A 15,434-nucleotide genomic window follows, 5' to 3' on the forward strand; every position below is an offset into this window, starting at 1 on the left:
CTGGGAGCATCCGCACGCGTCGCACATCGGGCGCGGTAGGTTCCCAAGCGTTGCGAACGACGGAGGGTGGCCAGTGACGATTGGGATTGTGCTGCGGCGAGGCCTCACCGTGATCACGGTCGCGGGGGTGCTCGGCAGTTTGGGCGCCGCATCCGCGTCGGCCGATCCGGAGGCCGAGCCGGTCGTGGCCGAAGTGCCCGCCGAGGGGGCGCCCCCTCCGCCGCCGCCTCCGGACGGCGCCGTCGAATCCACCCCGCCCGCGGTGACCGAGACTCCCGACGGTTGGCGCCTGGAAATGAGCGCCGAGAAAGAGACCCAGGCACCGACACCTCCGCTGACGACCGCACTGTCGTCGCGCGAATACGTCGTCGGCGGCACCTATAAGGGTCGGCTGATCGGCCCGGGGGGAGGCGAAGCGCCGGAGGGCAGCCTTGAAGTCGGTTACGAGATCGGCTGCGGCATCGACATGAGCACCTCGAACGGCGTCTCCCTGACCGGCACCGCAGGCATCAACCCGTCCATCGGGCTGCTGGGGCTCACCGTGGTCGGTGGTGGAGAGGACTTCGGAATCCTGCCGAGCCTCGGCGGCAATGTCGGCGGCGGTATCACCGTGGGCCTCAAACCGGGTCTGGTCAACGTGGTGCCGGTGACGAAGAAGAAGTTCACCGGCGCGGAGCCGTGGGTGATGGTGAGCAATTTCCGGGTCAAGATCGACGGCTGCGTCGGCGAGTCCTTCATCCGCTCGTATGCGTACCTCAGCCATTCCACCGACCAGTCCGAGGCGATCGTCGCCTGGTACGGCGTCACGAAAAAGATCTGATCAGTCGAAGCGCTTGAAGCAGCGTTCGGTGTCCCCGAGGACGCCGACGCGGAAGGCGTCGATGCGGGAGAAGCCCGAGGGCACCGATTCGCCGTTGACGTCGCTGGCCACCAGGCCGTTCATCAGGATGCCCGACACGGCCTCGTCGACGTCGCCTGCGGTCAGCGCGACGGTGTTGCCGTCGGGGGTGGTAACGCTCTTCGAGAGTTTGGTGGTGGCGACACCGGTCAGGCACGCCGTGCGCAGCGCGGCCTCGGCGTTGTCCAGTGCGACGCCGCCGTGCTCGTTCTGGATCGCCTGCATGTACCGCGACACCAGTACCGAGTAGGCGGTGTTGTCACCGGTGGCCAAGCTGACCGGGTCCTCGATGTCGGGCTGGGCGCCCATCACCGCCAGCTCGTCGAGGTCGACGGCGATGGTGTTGGTCGCCGGGCAGTAGGACACCGGCGGACTCGGTCGCGCGTTCGTGCAGGCCGGGGGGTCGAAGCTGCGCTGCGGCGGGTTGGCGGGTGTGAAGAGGATGTCCATCGCGTCCATGACGGCCCCTACCGACTCTTCGGAGACGGGCCATTCGCCGGTCTCGTCCTCTTGCAGGAGCACCGGCAGATCGCCCCGGCGTTGGCCGATCTCGCGCATGTCGATGGCCGCGCAGGCCGACGGGCCGTCGGTGAAGCCGAACTGGAAGGCCGACAGGCGTTCGAACGCCGAACCGTGTTCGTCGACCCCGACTTCGGGGTCGTACTCGCTCAACAACGGATCCCGGAACGCGATGACGGACGCCAACACGTTGTTGAGCCCTTCGCCGGTCGACAGCGTGAATCGCGGCGAGTTGTCTTCTGCGACCCAGCGCATGTAGGCGCCCGCCAGACAGTCGGCCTGCTGTTCGGACACCAGCGTCGGGGTGTCGTCGTCGACCAGGCCCGCCTGCCTCTGCACGGCGTGGCCGTATTCGTGGGCGAGCACCATCGTCACTCCCATGTCGCCGAACTCCTGCCGCAGACTGGGCAGGAGCTCGCCGCGATCCCATCCGATGGTGTTGTCGGTGGTGCAGTAGCCGGCGTTGACCAAGGCGTAGGTGTCGGTGTCGCAGAACCCGGTGCTGTCGAATCCGTTGGCGTCCCAGGAATAGACGCGGTCGACCGGCTCGAACCGGCCGTCGAACGCGGCGCCGTAGGCGCCTTCCCAGAACTCTTCGATGTCGCTGATCGCCTGGCGGGCCAGCTCGTCGGAGTCACTCCCGTTGGTGCCCACCACCACTCGCGTCGGATCGCGCGCGTCCGGCCGTAAACCGGTGGGGCCGTCGGTCGCAGGCATGCCTGCGACACGGAACGGATCGTTGAACACCGACACGGGTTCGCCGCGAAGCGTTGTGGTGCATCCGGTGATGACGAGCACCGCCGACATCGCGGTCACGGCGCCCCGCACGTGTCGTCGATTCATGGACGCCGCCTTTCACGTCGAGGCGGCCGCAGGGCGCGCACTGAACCGTTGTCAGAATAGAAAACAATCACCGCGCGCGGAGACGTTCGAGCGCCTGACGCACGCGGTTCGAGTCGGTCGTCGCCCAGAACGGTGGCAGAGAGGCTCGCAGGAATCCGCCGTAGCGGGCGGTGGCCATCCGCGAGTCCAGCACGGCGACCACGCCGCGGTCGTCGACGGTGCGCAACAGCCGACCCGCACCTTGGGCCAGCAGCAGCGCGGCGTGGCTGGCGGCAACGGCCATGAAACCGTTGCCCCCTCGCGCAGCCACCGCCCGTTGCCGCGCGGTCAGTAGCGGATCGTCGGGGCGCGGGAACGGAATCCGGTCGATGAGCACCAGCGACAGTGACGGGCCGGGCACGTCGACGCCCTGCCACAGCGACAGCGTGCCGAACAGCGACGTCTCGGGATCGTCGGCGAACCGCTTGACCAACGCCGACGTGGTGTCCTCGCCCTGGCACAGCACCGGAGTGTCCAGCCGCTCCCGCATGATCTCGGCTGCCGCCTTGGCCGCACGCATCGAGGAGAACAGACCGAGGGTGCGGCCACCCGCCGCGGTGACCAGCGCGGCGATTTCGTCGAGTTGTTCGGCGGACCCAGTGCCGTCACGTCCCGGCGGCGGCAGATGTGCTGCAACGTAGAGGATGCCGGACTTCGCGTGCTCGAACGGGGATCCGACGTCGATGCCCTTCCACTCGGTCTCCCCGCCCGTCAGCCCCCACGCCGATGCCATCGCGTCGAACGTGCCGCCGATCGTCAGCGTCGCCGATGTCAGAACGGTCGTGGTGTTCTCAAAGAGCCTGGTGCGCAACAGCCCCGACACCGAAAGCGGGGCGACGCGCAGTATGGTCCGCACCGTTGCGCGCGTGTCCTCGCGTTCGATCCACACCACGTCCGTGCGGTCGGGGATGGCGGGCAGGAAGGAGTCGAGGACGCGGGAGGCGGTGTCGCCGATATCGGTCAACGCCGTGACGGCTTCGGTGCGCGCGGACGCGGCCGCCGGGTCGCTCGGCGCGGTGTCGATCGTCGACCGGGCCCGGTACGCGGCGTCGCGCACCGCGGTCAGGTAGGTCGCCAATTCGTCGTCGAGGACGTCGATGCGGCCCGGCTCGGTGTCGTGGATGGCCGACGACAGCGTCGCCGTCGACGCCTCCAGCCGTTGTGCCAGTTCCTGGTCGACCAGGCGCGCGGCCCGGCGGTGGGCGATGCCGAGCGAGGTCGCGGACAGCTCACCGGTGGCCACCGACGTCACGCGGTCGACCAACTCGTGCGCCTCGTCGACGACGAGCAGGTGGTGTTCGGGGAGTACGGCGGCATCGGAGATCGCGTCGATGGCCAGTAGAGCGTGGTTGGTGACGACGACATCGGCACGGCCGGCTTTCTCCCGTGCCTTTTCTGCGAAACAGTCGGTGCCGAACGGGCACCGGGCGACTCCGATGCATTCGCGCGCCGACACGCTGACCTGTGACCAGGACCGGTCCGGAACGCCCGGGGTCAGCTCGTCGCGGTCGCCGGTGTCGGTGTCCGACGACCAGGCGATGAGCCGCTTCACATCTCGACCCAGGGCACTGGTCGCCACCGGTTCGAAAAGATCTTCCTGGGACCGGTCGTCGGGCTCGGTGACACCGCCGGCCGAGCTTCCGTTGTGAATCTTGTTCAGGCACAGGTAATTACCGCGGCCCTTGAGCAGGGCGAACTCGGGGGCGCGCGGCAGCATGTCGGCCAGCGATTCCGCCAGCCGCGGAAGGTCGCGGTCGACGAGTTGGCGTTGCAGCGCGATGGTCGCCGTGGACACCACGACGGGGTCGTCGGCGTCGACGGCACGGGCTAGTGCGGGCACGAGGTAGGCCAGCGACTTCCCGGTGCCCGTCCCGGCCTGGACGGCAAGGTGCTCACCGGTGTCGAAGGCATTGGTGACGGCCTTCGCCATCTCGACCTGGCCCGCGCGTTCGCGTCCACCGAGGGCCGCGACGGCGGTGGCCAGCAACTGGGTGATGTCCGACGTGGTGACCTCCTACGCGCCGGGAGGGATCAGCCGCGTCGGCACGGCGGGTTCGCCGCGGGACAGTTTCAACCCGTCCCACGGCAGGCTCGTCAGGCCGTCTCTGACCCGGGCGCGGGCCGCGGCGAGGCCCAGATCGGCGACCGGTTCGCCATGCCGTATCAGTGGAACGGTCAGAACTCGCGCGGTGAGGCCGTCGGGGTCAGCCGGCGGGCGCTCGTAGGGGAAGACGACCTCTTCGACGATCGTGCCGGTCGCCTTGGCCATCCGCATCGCCTGTTTACGTCCGCCGTGAGACTGCTTGTGGCTGCTGCGCTTCTCCACCGGAAGGCCGTCCACCTCGGTCAGCTTGTAGACCATTCCGGCCGTCGGGGCGCCGGAACCGGTGACCAGCGACGTGCCGACGCCGTAGGTGTCGACCGGTTCGGCGCGCAACGCCGCGATCGCGAATTCGTCGAGATCGCCGGAGACGACGATCTTCGTCTCGGTGGCGCCGAGGTCGTCGAGCTGAGCGCGCACCTGGCGCGCGAGCACGCCGAGGTCTCCGGAATCGATGCGCACCGCACCGAGTTCCGGACCGGCGACCTCGACGGCCGTCGCCACCCCCGCGGTGATGTCGTAGGTGTCCACCAGCAGCGTCGTGTCCACACCGAGCGCCTCGACCTGCGCTTGGAACGCCGCACGCTCGTCGGGGCCGTCACCGGTGGTGTACAGCAGTGTGAACGCGTGCGCGCTGGTGCCGAGCGCCGGGACCCCGTAGTCGCGCTGGGCCTGCAGATTGGACGATCCGGAGAAGCCGGCCAGGTACGCCCCACGAGCGGCGGCGACGGCGGCGTGCTCGTGGGTGCGCCGCGAGCCCATCTCGATCAGGTGGCGGCCCTCGGCGGCGCTGACCATGCGGGCGGCGGCGGATGCGATCGCGGTGTCGTGGTTGAAGATCGACAACGCCAATGTCTCCAGGACGACACATTCGCCGAACGTGCCGTGCACCGAGACCACCGGTGAACCCGGGAAGTAGAGCTCGCCTTCGGCGTATCCGTCGACATCGCCTCCGAATCGGTACTCGGCCAGGTACGCGAGCGTCTCGGCGTCGAGAAAGTCCGCGAGCGAAGCCAGCGCCGCATCGTCGAATTCGAACTGCGCCAAAGCATCCACGAACCGTGCGGTGCCTGCCACCACGCCGTAGCGGCGGCCTTCGGGCAGTCGGCGCGCGAAGATCTCGAAGGTGGTGCGTCGGTGCGCGGTGCCGTCGCGCAACGCGGCCGCGAGCATCGTCAGCTCGTACTTGTCGGTGAGCAGGGCCGGGGATGCGGCGGTCACACCGTCACCGTAGTAGCTCGAAGTGCCGGATATGCGTTGGCTATCCTGAACGACATGGTTACGCCGGCGAAGGCTCGACCGGGGACTCGCGAAGAGCGGAACGTCAAGTCCGTCGCGACTGAAGACGCCGCCGTCGACACGCCCTGGGTGACCATCGTGTGGGACGACCCGGTGAACCTGATGACCTACGTGACCTACGTCTTGCAGAAGCTGTTCGGCTACCCCGAGGCGCACGCGACCAAGTTGATGCTGCAGGTGCACAACGAAGGCAAGGCCGTGGTCTCGGCGGGCAGTCGCGAGGCGATGGAGATCGACGTGACCAAGCTCCACGCCGCCGGGCTGTGGGCCACCATGCAGCAGGACCGCTGACAGACACGTGCGTAAGTGGAAGCGGGTGGACACTGCCGATGGAGCGCGTTTCCGGTCGGCCATCGCACCGCACGAGGCCGCCCTGTTGCGAAGCCTTGCCACCTCGGTGGTGGGAATGCTGGAGGAGCGCGAATCATCAGCGCCCGCAGACGAACTCGAAGCGATCACCGGCATGCGTACCGGCAATTCGACGCCACCCGAAGACGACACGATGAAACGGTTGCTGCCGGATTTCTACCGGCCGCAGACCGAGCACCCCGCCGGCTCCAGTGCCGCCGAGAGCCTCAACAGTGCACTGCGCGGCTTGCATGAGCCCGACATCATCGATGCCAAACGCGAAGCGGCGCAGACACTTTTGGACACCATGCCGGCGCAGGGCGGCAAGTTCGAGCTGAGCGAGGACGACGCGCACGCGTGGGCCGCCGCGGTAAACGACATGCGCTTGGCGCTGGGCACCATGCTCGCGATCTCACCGGAGGGGCCCGACGAACTGCCGCCCGACCATCCGATGGCCGGGCACCTCGACGTCTACCAGTGGCTGACCGTGCTGCAGGAGTATCTGGTGCTGGGACTGATGGGGAAGTCGAGATGAACTCGATCACCGACGTGGCCGGTATCCGGGTGGGTCAACACCATCGCCTCGATCCGGACGTGATGTTGGGTTCGGGTTGGGCCAGCGGCACAACCGTCGTGCTGACGCCGCCAGGCACCGTGGGAGGCGTCGACGGCAGGGGAGGGGCGCCCGGCACCCGAGAGACCGACCTGCTCGACCCGATCAATTCCGTTCAGCACGTCGACGCCGTGGTACTGAGCGGCGGCAGCGCCTACGGGCTGGCGGCCGCCGACGGGGTGATGCAATACCTCGAGGAGCAGGGTCGCGGCGTCGCACTGGACGGCGGCGTGGTCCCGATCGTGCCCGCCGCGGTCGTGTTCGACCTCCCGGTCGGCGGTTGGCAGTGCAGGCCGACCGCGGAGTTCGGCTACCAAGCGGCCGCAAGCGCGGGGACCGAGGTGGCGACCGGCACCGTGGGCGCGGGCACGGGAGCGCGCGCCGGTGTGCTCAAGGGCGGTGTGGGCACGGCTTCGATGCAACTGGATTGCGGCGTCACTGTCGGCGCGCTGGTGATCGTCAACTCCGCGGGCGAGGTCTTCGACACGGCGACGGGCCTGCCCTGGCTGGCGTACCAGATCAAGGAGTTCGGGTTGGTCCCGCCGCCCGCCGACCAGATCGCCGCCTACGCCGACCGACACCAGGAGTTCAGCCCGCTCAACACGACGATCGCCGTGGTGGCCACCGACGCGGCGATGAGCCCCGCGGCCTGCCGACGGGTCGCCGTCGCCGCACACGACGGCTTGGCGCGCACCATCCGGCCGTGCCATACGCCGCACGACGGGGACACGGTGTTCGCGCTGGCCACCGGTGCCGTCGAGGTGCCGCTGGATCCCACGACCCCGGCGTCGATGACCCCTGAGATGCCGCTGATCACGCAGGTGGGCGCCGCCGCGGCGGACTGTCTGGCCCGCGCGGTGATGATCGGGGTACTGGCCGCCGAGTCGGTGGCCGGAATACCGGCGTACCGGGACATGTTGCCTGGAGCGTTCGAGTAATCGCGAAATTGCATTCCAGCAGCCGTTTACTCGATTTTTCGCTGCTGGAATACAGTTTCGTGCAGAAAGGGGTGGCTGCTGTGTTGGTGATCCGAGCGGATCTGGTCGACGCCATGGTCGCCCATGCCCGCGCCGACCATCCCGACGAGGCCTGCGGCGTGATCGCGGGACCAGAGAACTCGGACCGTCCGGAGCGCTTCATCGCGATGACCAACGCCGAGCGCTCGCCGACGTTCTACCGGTTCGATTCGATGGAGCAGCTGCGGGTGTGGCGGGAGATGGACGACGCCGACGAGGTCCCTGTCGTGATCTACCACTCGCACACCGGGACCGAGGCCTATCCCAGCCGCACCGACATCTCACTGGCCCAGGAGCCCGACGCCCACTACGTGCTGGTGTCGACCCGCGACCCCGAGGAGCACGAACTGCGGAGCTACCGCATCGTCGACGGCGTCGTCACCGAGGAACCCGTCAAGATCGTCGAGCAGTACTAGAAAGGCTTCACCGATGGCAGTCAACGTTTCCATCCCGACCATCCTGCGCACCCACACCGGAGGGGAGAAGCGCGTCACCGCCTCGGGCGACACCGTCGCGGCCGTGATCAGCGACCTGGAGGCCAACTACTCCGGCATCTCCGAGCGCCTGATGGACAAGGACAATCCCGGAAAGCTGAACCGGTTCGTCAACATCTACGTCAACGACGAAGACGTGCGGTTCTCGGGCGGGCTCGACACCAGGGTCGCCGACGGCGACTCGGTGACGATCCTGCCCGCAGTGGCTGGAGGGTAACGGGCGTCTGATGGCGCGATACGACTCGCTGCTCGACGCGCTGGGCGGTACCCCGTTGGTGGGCCTGCGCCGGCTCTCACCGCGCTGGGACGAGGCGCCCCATGTGCGGCTGTGGGCCAAGCTCGAGGACCGCAACCCCACCGGCTCCATCAAGGATCGGCCGGCGCTGCGGATGATCGAGGAGGCCGAACGGCAGGGCCTGCTGCAACCCGGTGCGACGATCCTGGAGCCGACGAGTGGGAACACCGGCATCTCGCTGGCGATGGCGGCCCTGCTCAAGGGCTACCAGATGATCTGTGTGATGCCGGAGAACACCTCGATCGAACGCCGCCAGCTGCTCGAGTTGTACGGTGCGCGGATCATCTACTCGCCCGCCGAGGGCGGCTCGAACACCGCCGTCGCCCACGCGAAAGAGCTTGCGCTGCAGAATCCTTCGTGGGTGATGCTCTACCAGTACGGCAACGAGGCCAACTCGCAGTCGCACTACGAGGGCACCGGCCCCGAGTTGCTCGCGGACCTGCCGGAGATCACCCATTTCGTCGCGGGCCTCGGCACCACCGGCACCCTGATGGGGACCGGGCGGTTCCTGCGCGAGCGCAAACCCGACGTCAAGATCGTCGCCGCCGAACCGCGCTACGGCGAGGGCGTCTACGCACTGCGCAACATCGACGAGGGGTTCATCCCCGAGTTGTACGACCCGGACGTGCTCACCACGCGGTACTCCGTCGGCTCCTACGACGCGATCAGGCGCACCCGCGATCTGGTTCAGGTGGAGGGGATCTTCGCGGGCATCTCGACCGGCGCGGTGCTGCACGCGGCGTTGGGCATGGCGGCCAAGGCGGTCAAGACCGGCGAGCAGGCCGACATCGCGTTCGTCGTCGCCGACGCGGGTTGGAAGTATCTGTCGACCGGTGCGTACGCCGGTAGCCTTGATGACGCCGAAGACGCGCTCGAAGGGCAGCTATGGGCATGACCGGATATCCGGGGACCACACCGTCGCAACCCCGCAAGCGGCCCGCGTGGGTGATCGGCGCCGTCACCGTCTTCAGCTTCGTCGTGCTGCTGTGGGTCATCGAACTGTTCGACTCGTTGTCGAACCATCGCCTCGACGACAACGGCATCCGGCCGCTGGAGTCCGACGGGCTCGTAGGCATCCTGTTCGCCCCGCTGCTGCACTCGAACTGGGACCACCTCATCGCCAACACCGTTCCGGCCCTGGTGCTGGGCTTCCTGATGACGCTGGCGGGGATGTCGCGATTCATCTTCGCGACCGCGATCGTGTGGATCCTCGGCGGTCTGGGCACGTGGCTGATCGGCAATGTCGGCATGCACTGCCCGTACGTGGGGGTGCGGTGCGAGGCCAACCACATCGGCGCTTCGGGGCTGATCTTCGGTTGGCTGGCATTCCTCATCGTGTTCGGGTTCTTCACCCGCAAGGCCTGGGAGATCATCGTCGGCGTCATCGTGATGCTGGTCTACGGCAGCGTTCTGCTCGGCGTACTGCCCGGCACGCCGGGGGTGTCGTGGCAGGGCCACCTGAGTGGGGCGGTCGCGGGCGTCATCGCGGCGTATCTGCTGTCCGGTCCGGAGCGCAAGGCTCGCGAGAAGCGCAAAAGCGTGACATCGAACCCGTACCTGCCGTCGTGAACCCGGCCGTGTCGGCCGAGGCACCCGTCGGCATCTTCGACTCGGGTGTCGGCGGGCTCACGGTCGCTCGCGCGATCATCGACCAGTTGCCCGCCGAGAACATCGTCTACGTCGGCGACACCGCCAACGGGCCGTATGGGCCGCTGTCCATCCCGCAGGTCCGCGCACACGCCCTGGCGATCGGCGACGATCTCGTCTCGCGCGGGATCAAGGCACTCGTCATCGCCTGCAACACGGCGTCGTCGGCCTGCCTGCGCGACGCCCGCGAACGCTATGCACCGGTGCCCGTGATCGAGGTGATCCTGCCCGCGGTGCGCCGCGCGGTCGCGACCACCCGCAACGGTCGCATCGGTGTCATCGGCACCGCGGCGACGATCGCGTCCGGTGCATACCAGGACGCGTTCGCGGCGGCCCGCGACACCGAGGTGATCGGTGTGGCCTGCCCGCGGTTCGTCGACTTCGTCGAGCGGGGGGTGACCAGTGGGCGCCAAGTGCTCGGGCTCGCCGAGGGATACCTCGAACCGCTTCAACGCGCCCACATCGACACGCTCGTGCTGGGCTGCACCCACTACCCGATGCTGTCGGGTCTGATCCAGTTGGCGATGGGTGAGAACGTCACGTTGGTGTCGAGCGCCGAGGAGACCGCCAAGGACTTGCTGAGGGTGCTCACCGAACTCGATTTGCTGCGGCCGCACGACTCCGCGCCGCCGCAGCGGATCTTCGAGGCGACGGGCGACCCGGATGACTTCACCACCCTTGCCGCACGGTTTCTCGGCCCGACGCTCGACGGCGTTCGACCTGTTCAACGTCACGTCAGCGCGCAGAGATGACTTCGGTCGCTCAAACCGGCCATGTTTTCGTCAACTATGGACCGGGCATGGCAAGCTAGTGACTGTGCGAATCACCGTACTCGGTTGCTCCGGCAGTGTTGTCGGGCCTGATTCGCCGGCGTCCGGATATCTCGTCACAGCACCCGACACCCCGCCGTTGGTGCTCGACTTCGGCGGTGGCGTGCTCGGTGCGCTGCAACGCCACGCCGATCCCAACGACGTTCACGTGCTGCTGTCGCATCTGCATGCCGACCACTGCCTCGATCTGCCGGGCCTGTTCGTGTGGCGGCGCTACCACCCGTCGCCGGCGCAGGAACGCGGAATCATGTACGGCCCGGCCAACACCTGGGCCCGGCTCGGTGCGGCGTCGTCGCCCGAGGGTGGGGAGATCGACGATTTCTCCGATGTCTTCGAGATCCGCCACTGGGTCGACAACGAAACGGTTACCATCGGCTCGCTGAACGTGACACCGAAATTGGTTTGCCACCCGACCGAGTCCTACGGCATGCGCATCACCAATCAGGACGGTGCCACGCTCGTCTACAGCGGCGACACCGGCTACTGCGAGCAACTCATCGACCTCGCCCGCGGCGCCGACGTGTTCCTGTGCGAGGCGTCCTGGACGCACTCGCCGGACCGGCCGCCGAGACTGCATCTGTCGGGCACGGAGGCGGGCCGCGCCGCCGCCGAGGCCGGCGTCGGCGAGTTGCTGCTGACCCACATTCCGCCGTGGACGTCGCGCGAGGACGTCATCAGCGAGGCCAAGGCCGAGTTCGACGGTCCGGTGCACGCGGTCGTCTGCAACGAGACGTTCGACATCGTGCGCGCGACGGCCTGATGGTCTCAAGCGATGGGGTCGGAGTCAGCCGATAGGGTTGGCTCGTGTCCCGAAGAGAAGACGGCCGGCTTGACGACGAGCTGAGGCCGGTCCGCATCACCCGCGGTTTCACCACCCATCCCGCCGGTTCTGTGCTGGTGGAATTCGGCGAGACGCGCGTCATGTGCACGGCAAGCGTCACCGAGGGCGTGCCGCGCTGGCGCAAGGGCTCTGGAAAGGGCTGGCTGACAGCCGAATACGCGATGCTGCCCGCCGCAACCCACGATCGGTCCGATCGCGAGTCGGTCAAGGGCCGTGTCGGTGGCCGCACCCAGGAGATCAGCAGGCTGGTCGGCCGGTCGCTGCGGGCGTGCATCGACCTCGCCGCGCTGGGCGAGAACACGATCGCAATCGACTGCGACGTGCTGCAGGCCGATGGGGGTACGCGAACCGCCGCGATCACTGGGGCCTACGTCGCGCTCGCCGACGCGGTGACCTATCTGTCGGCGGCGGGCAAGCTCTCCGATCCGCGACCGCTGTCGTGCGCGATCGCCGCGGTCAGCGTCGGCGTTGTCGACGGGCGCATCCGCGTCGACCTGCCGTACACCGAGGACTCGCGCGCCGAGGTCGACATGAACGTCGTGGCCACCGACACCGGCACTCTCGTCGAGATCCAGGGCACCGGTGAGGGCGCGACGTTCCCGCGCTCGACGCTGGACAAGATGCTCGATGCGGCGATGACGGCGTGTGAGCAGATCTTCGAGATCCAGCGGGAGGCGTTGGAGTTGCCCTATCCCGGGGTGCTGCCCGAACCGAAGGACCCGCCCAAGAAGGCGTTCGGAAGCTGACCGAGCTGCTGGTGGCCAGCCGCAACCCGAAGAAGCTGGCCGAGTTGCACCGGGTGCTCGCGACGGCGGGGGTGTCGAGGCTGACGCTGCTCTCACTCGACGACGTGCCCGCCTTCGACGAGGCGCCCGAAACCGGGGCGACATTCGAAGAGAACGCGTTGGCCAAAGCACGCGATGCTCACCGCGCGACAGGTCTTGCGGCGGTCGCCGACGATTCCGGGCTGGAAGTCGCGGCGCTGAACGCAATGCCCGGGGTGCTCTCGGCGCGGTGGGCGGGCCGGCATGGGGACGACGCCGCGAACACGGCGCTGCTGTTGGCGCAGCTTTCGGAAGTACCCGACGAACGGCGCAGCGCGGCGTTCGTGTCGGCCTGCGCGCTGGTGCACTCGGCCGGTGAGGTCGTGGTGCGCGGGGAGTGGCCGGGCAGCATCGTGCGCTCACCGCGCGGGGAAGGCGGGTTCGGCTACGACCCGGTTTTCCTGCCCGCCGGGTCGACGCGGACCGCGGCCGAACTCGACGCTGCCGAGAAGGATGCGGCCTCGCACCGGGGCCGTGCCCTGAGGGCACTGCTGCCTGCGCTGCGGGAGTTGGCCGCCCGAACCTGATCTTGTGCGCGAGATTCGGCCCTGCGATCACAAGCTCAGGCTGCGCAAGGAAATTTTGTATAGCTCAACTAAGCGGTAGCATCCCCGGGGTGCGCCGCCCCTCCGCCCAAGCCGACGTCGGTAGGACGCGGCACCCGGCGATCGTCGTGGCGGTGCTCGCGGCCGCGGGCATCAGCGTGTCGCTGATGCAGACGCTCGTCATCCCGCTCATCCCCGAACTTCCCACACTGCTGGACACCAGCGCGTCCAACGCATCGTGGGTGATCACCGCGACGTTGCTCACCGCGGCCGTCGCGACCCCGATGTTCGGCAGGCTCGGCGACATGTACGGGCCCAAGCCCATCCTGATCATCTGCGCCGTACTGCTCACGGTGGGATCGTTGATCGCGGCGACGACGACATCGCTGGTCCCGGTGATCGTGGGCCGCGGGCTGCAGGGCTTCGGAATGCCGATCATCCCGCTGGGCATCACCGTGATGCGCGCATCGGTGCCGGCTCATCGGGTCGGCACCGCGATGGGTTTGATGAGCGCATCGCTGGGTGTCGGTGGGGCGCTTGGGCTTCCACTGTCGGCGATCATCGCCGATCGCTTCGACTGGCATGCGTTGTTCTGGTTCGGCGCCGCACTCGGGGTGATGTCGGCGGTGTCGTTCGCGGCGCTGGTACCGCGGTTGCCCTCGGTTTCCGCCGACCGCTTCGATGCGCTGGGCGCGATCGGTCTCGCGGGCGGGCTCGTCACGCTTTTGCTGGGCATCTCCAAGGGCGGTAGCTGGGGCTGGACCAGTGCGATCACCGTGACGATGTTTACCTCGTCGCTGGTGATCTTCGGGTTGTTCGCGCTGTGGCAGTTCAGGACCGTCGCCCCGATCGTCGATCTGCGCACGACGCTGAAACGGCCGGTGCTCACGACGAATCTGGCATCGATCGCGGTTGGCTTCTCGCTGTTCGCGATGTCGTTGATCGCGCCGCAGATCCTCGAGCTGCCCGCCGGCTCGGGTTACGGCCTCGGCCAGTCGCTGTTGCAGACGGGTCTGTGGATGGCGCCCGGCGGACTGGCGATGATGCTGACGTCCCCGGTGGCGGCTCGGATCGCCGATGTGCGCGGTCCACGGTTCACCCTGTTCGTCGGGTCGACGGTGGTGGCCGCCGGCTATCTGTCGGGACTGGTCCTGATGAACAGCGCGTGGCAGTTGTGTGCGTTCAACGTGATGGTCAGCGTCGGCGTCGGTTTCGCGTTCTCGTCGTTACCCGCGTTGATCAACGCGGCCGTCCCGGTCTCGGAAACGGCCGCTGCCAACGGGATCAACGCGCTCGCGCGCTCGCTGGGCACATCGATTTCCAGCGCGGTGATCGGTGCGGTGCTCACGGTGATGACGACGACGGTGGCTGGACACGACGTGCCGTCGTTGGCCGGTTTGCGGGTCGCGCTGTTGATTGCGGCAGGTGCGGCCGTCGTCGCCGCGCTCACCGCGCTGGCCATTCCGAAGGCCGGTGCGGTGAACGAGTCAGCACCCGATCTGGTGCTGGCTACAGACCGTAGCGGTCCTTGATCTCCCTGGTCTGGACCTGCTCGACGATGATGCCGACGAGCGGGATGGTCCCTGCGAGCAGTACGCCGATCGTCTTTCCGATCGGCCAGCGCACCTTGACCGCGAGGTTGGCGGTGAAGAGCAGGTACACGAAATACACCCAGCCGTGGACGACCGCGATCCAGTTCAGACCCTCGACGTGGTAGACGTACTTCATCACCATCTCGTAGCAGAGCGCGATGAGCCAGATGCCCGTCGTCCAGGCCAGCACCCGGTAGCCCAGAAGTGCCTTGCGGACGTTGTCGGCGGAGGTGATCGGCGGTTCGGTCATGTGGCCGGGTGTTCCTTGTCCTTCTCGGCGAGCTCGGCCAGGTAGGCGTTGTACTCGCGCAGTGCGGGGTCGTCGACGTCATCGTCGGATGGGGTTGTGGCTGAGGGCTTTCGCGGAAGCAGGTCCTCGGGGATCTCGGTGATGTCGCTTCTGGCCGGCTCGGGTGGTGCTTCCTCGTAGCGCACGAACTTGTAGTAGGCGTACACGACGAAGCCGGCGAACAGCGGCCACTGCATCGCGTAGCCGAGATTCTGGAAGTTGCCCGAGGCCGACTCGAAACGGGTCCACTGCCACCACGCCAGCGCAAGGCAGCCGACGGCGCCGACGATCACCAAGGCGATGAGCGCCGGCCTCCTACGTTGCGTAGTGGACACCTTCCAACGGTACCGCGACGTCCTTCGGCCCGACGAACTCATCGAGGCGGGCCGACCGGCGGCGGG

18 protein-coding genes are annotated in these 15,434 nt (G+C 67.9%); 13 read left to right on the forward strand and 5 right to left on the reverse strand.

Features of this window, described 5'->3' with window-relative positions; genetic code table 11:
• Nucleotides 1–85: 85 nt before the first annotated feature.
• The gene (locus CEX88_RS02720) at nucleotides 86–820 is read left to right on the forward strand and encodes an MspA family porin (protein WP_369816255.1); all 735 of its coding nucleotides are present in this window, start codon (nucleotides 86–88) and stop codon (nucleotides 818–820) included.
• Here CEX88_RS02720 and CEX88_RS02725 read toward each other — a convergent pair whose 3' ends face one another.
• The 3 genes from CEX88_RS02725 to CEX88_RS02735 form a co-directional block, all read right to left on the reverse strand.
• Nucleotides 821–2,260, reverse strand: coding sequence for a neutral zinc metallopeptidase (locus CEX88_RS02725; RefSeq protein ID WP_094292331.1), 1,440 nt, complete (start codon nucleotides 2,258–2,260; stop codon nucleotides 821–823).
• Between the two features lie 67 nt (nucleotides 2,261–2,327).
• Nucleotides 2,328–4,295 (reverse strand): ATP-dependent DNA helicase, encoded by a 1,968-nt coding sequence (locus CEX88_RS02730; protein WP_094292332.1) that lies wholly within the window; start codon nucleotides 4,293–4,295, stop codon nucleotides 2,328–2,330.
• Between the two features lie 18 nt (nucleotides 4,296–4,313).
• Nucleotides 4,314–5,621: a nicotinate phosphoribosyltransferase gene (locus CEX88_RS02735; RefSeq protein WP_094292333.1), complete on the reverse strand. Its 1,308-nt coding sequence runs from the start codon at nucleotides 5,619–5,621 to the stop codon at nucleotides 4,314–4,316.
• 54 nt (nucleotides 5,622–5,675) lie between these two features.
• On the opposite strand from CEX88_RS02735, the gene clpS reads away from it, so the two are divergent.
• From clpS to CEX88_RS02795, 12 genes are all read left to right on the forward strand, one after another.
• Nucleotides 5,676–5,990, forward strand: a complete 315-nt coding sequence (clpS, locus tag CEX88_RS02740) for an ATP-dependent Clp protease adapter ClpS (protein WP_064397324.1) — start codon at nucleotides 5,676–5,678, stop codon at nucleotides 5,988–5,990.
• A gap of 7 nt (nucleotides 5,991–5,997) precedes the next feature.
• Nucleotides 5,998–6,582 carry an oxidative stress transcriptional regulator AosR gene (aosR, locus tag CEX88_RS02745; protein WP_066843493.1) on the forward strand — a complete coding sequence of 195 codons (585 nt, stop codon included), beginning with the start codon at nucleotides 5,998–6,000 and terminating at the stop codon, nucleotides 6,580–6,582.
• Nucleotides 6,579–7,598 (forward strand): P1 family peptidase, encoded by a 1,020-nt coding sequence (locus CEX88_RS02750; RefSeq protein ID WP_094292334.1) that lies wholly within the window; start codon nucleotides 6,579–6,581, stop codon nucleotides 7,596–7,598. The genes aosR and CEX88_RS02750 overlap by 4 nt, the downstream gene beginning before the upstream one ends.
• A 59-nt stretch (nucleotides 7,599–7,657) precedes the next feature.
• Nucleotides 7,658–8,092 (forward strand): M67 family metallopeptidase, encoded by a 435-nt coding sequence (locus CEX88_RS02755; protein ID WP_255361543.1) that lies wholly within the window; start codon nucleotides 7,658–7,660, stop codon nucleotides 8,090–8,092.
• 13 nt (nucleotides 8,093–8,105) lie between these two features.
• Complete coding sequence (locus CEX88_RS02760; RefSeq protein ID WP_094292335.1) at nucleotides 8,106–8,387, forward strand: MoaD/ThiS family protein; 282 nt, start codon at nucleotides 8,106–8,108, stop codon at nucleotides 8,385–8,387.
• Between the two features lie 10 nt (nucleotides 8,388–8,397).
• Nucleotides 8,398–9,360 (forward strand): cysteine synthase, encoded by a 963-nt coding sequence (locus CEX88_RS02765; RefSeq protein ID WP_094292336.1) that lies wholly within the window; start codon nucleotides 8,398–8,400, stop codon nucleotides 9,358–9,360.
• The gene (locus CEX88_RS02770) at nucleotides 9,351–10,034 is read left to right on the forward strand and encodes a rhomboid family intramembrane serine protease (protein ID WP_068201151.1); all 684 of its coding nucleotides are present in this window, start codon (nucleotides 9,351–9,353) and stop codon (nucleotides 10,032–10,034) included. Before CEX88_RS02765 ends, CEX88_RS02770 begins: the two co-directional genes overlap by 10 nt.
• 8 nt (nucleotides 10,035–10,042) lie before the next feature.
• Complete coding sequence (gene murI, locus CEX88_RS02775; RefSeq protein ID WP_094292536.1) at nucleotides 10,043–10,864, forward strand: glutamate racemase; 822 nt, start codon at nucleotides 10,043–10,045, stop codon at nucleotides 10,862–10,864.
• A gap of 58 nt (nucleotides 10,865–10,922) precedes the next feature.
• Complete coding sequence (locus tag CEX88_RS02780; RefSeq protein ID WP_066843506.1) at nucleotides 10,923–11,702, forward strand: cyclic nucleotide-degrading phosphodiesterase; 780 nt, start codon at nucleotides 10,923–10,925, stop codon at nucleotides 11,700–11,702.
• 44 nt (nucleotides 11,703–11,746) lie between these two features.
• On the forward strand, nucleotides 11,747–12,529 hold the full coding sequence (gene rph, locus CEX88_RS02785) for a ribonuclease PH (RefSeq protein WP_064397309.1): 783 nt from the start codon (nucleotides 11,747–11,749) through the stop codon (nucleotides 12,527–12,529).
• On the forward strand, nucleotides 12,526–13,134 hold the full coding sequence (rdgB, locus tag CEX88_RS02790; protein WP_094292337.1) for an RdgB/HAM1 family non-canonical purine NTP pyrophosphatase: 609 nt from the start codon (nucleotides 12,526–12,528) through the stop codon (nucleotides 13,132–13,134). The genes rph and rdgB overlap by 4 nt, the downstream gene beginning before the upstream one ends.
• 89 nt (nucleotides 13,135–13,223) lie before the next feature.
• Nucleotides 13,224–14,684, forward strand: a complete 1,461-nt coding sequence (locus CEX88_RS02795; RefSeq protein ID WP_274381072.1) for an MFS transporter — start codon at nucleotides 13,224–13,226, stop codon at nucleotides 14,682–14,684.
• On the opposite strand, the gene CEX88_RS02800 is transcribed toward CEX88_RS02795, so the two are convergent.
• Together CEX88_RS02800 and CEX88_RS02805 are read right to left on the reverse strand one after the other, a co-directional pair.
• A complete protein-coding gene (locus CEX88_RS02800; protein WP_064397303.1) occupies nucleotides 14,662–14,994 on the reverse strand; it encodes a DUF3817 domain-containing protein in 333 nt (110 codons plus the stop codon). The genes CEX88_RS02795 and CEX88_RS02800 overlap by 23 nt on opposite strands.
• Nucleotides 14,991–15,368 carry a hypothetical protein gene (locus tag CEX88_RS02805; RefSeq protein ID WP_094292338.1) on the reverse strand — a complete coding sequence of 126 codons (378 nt, stop codon included), beginning with the start codon at nucleotides 15,366–15,368 and terminating at the stop codon, nucleotides 14,991–14,993. Before CEX88_RS02805 ends, CEX88_RS02800 begins: the two co-directional genes overlap by 4 nt.
• Between the last annotated feature and the right edge of the window lie 66 nt (nucleotides 15,369–15,434).

It is taken from the genome of Mycobacterium neumannii (assembly GCF_002245615.1).
GTDB classification, from domain to species: domain Bacteria; phylum Actinomycetota; class Actinomycetes; order Mycobacteriales; family Mycobacteriaceae; genus Mycobacterium; species Mycobacterium neumannii_A.

What these genes read in the sequence shown, in the direction of transcription:
- CEX88_RS02725 (WP_094292331.1), bottom strand. Translation starts at nt 2,260, where the DNA reads ATGAATCGACGACACGTGCGGGGCGCCGTGACCGCGATGTCGGCGGTG.
- clpS (WP_064397324.1), top strand. Translation starts at nt 5,676, where the DNA reads ATGGTTACGCCGGCGAAGGCTCGACCGGGGACTCGCGAAGAGCGGAAC.
- CEX88_RS02750 (WP_094292334.1), top strand. Translation starts at nt 6,579, where the DNA reads ATGAACTCGATCACCGACGTGGCCGGTATCCGGGTGGGTCAACACCAT.
- CEX88_RS02760 (WP_094292335.1), top strand. Translation starts at nt 8,106, where the DNA reads ATGGCAGTCAACGTTTCCATCCCGACCATCCTGCGCACCCACACCGGA.
- CEX88_RS02765 (WP_094292336.1), top strand. Translation starts at nt 8,398, where the DNA reads ATGGCGCGATACGACTCGCTGCTCGACGCGCTGGGCGGTACCCCGTTG.
- CEX88_RS02770 (WP_068201151.1), top strand. Translation starts at nt 9,351, where the DNA reads ATGGGCATGACCGGATATCCGGGGACCACACCGTCGCAACCCCGCAAG.
- CEX88_RS02800 (WP_064397303.1), bottom strand. Translation starts at nt 14,994, where the DNA reads ATGACCGAACCGCCGATCACCTCCGCCGACAACGTCCGCAAGGCACTT.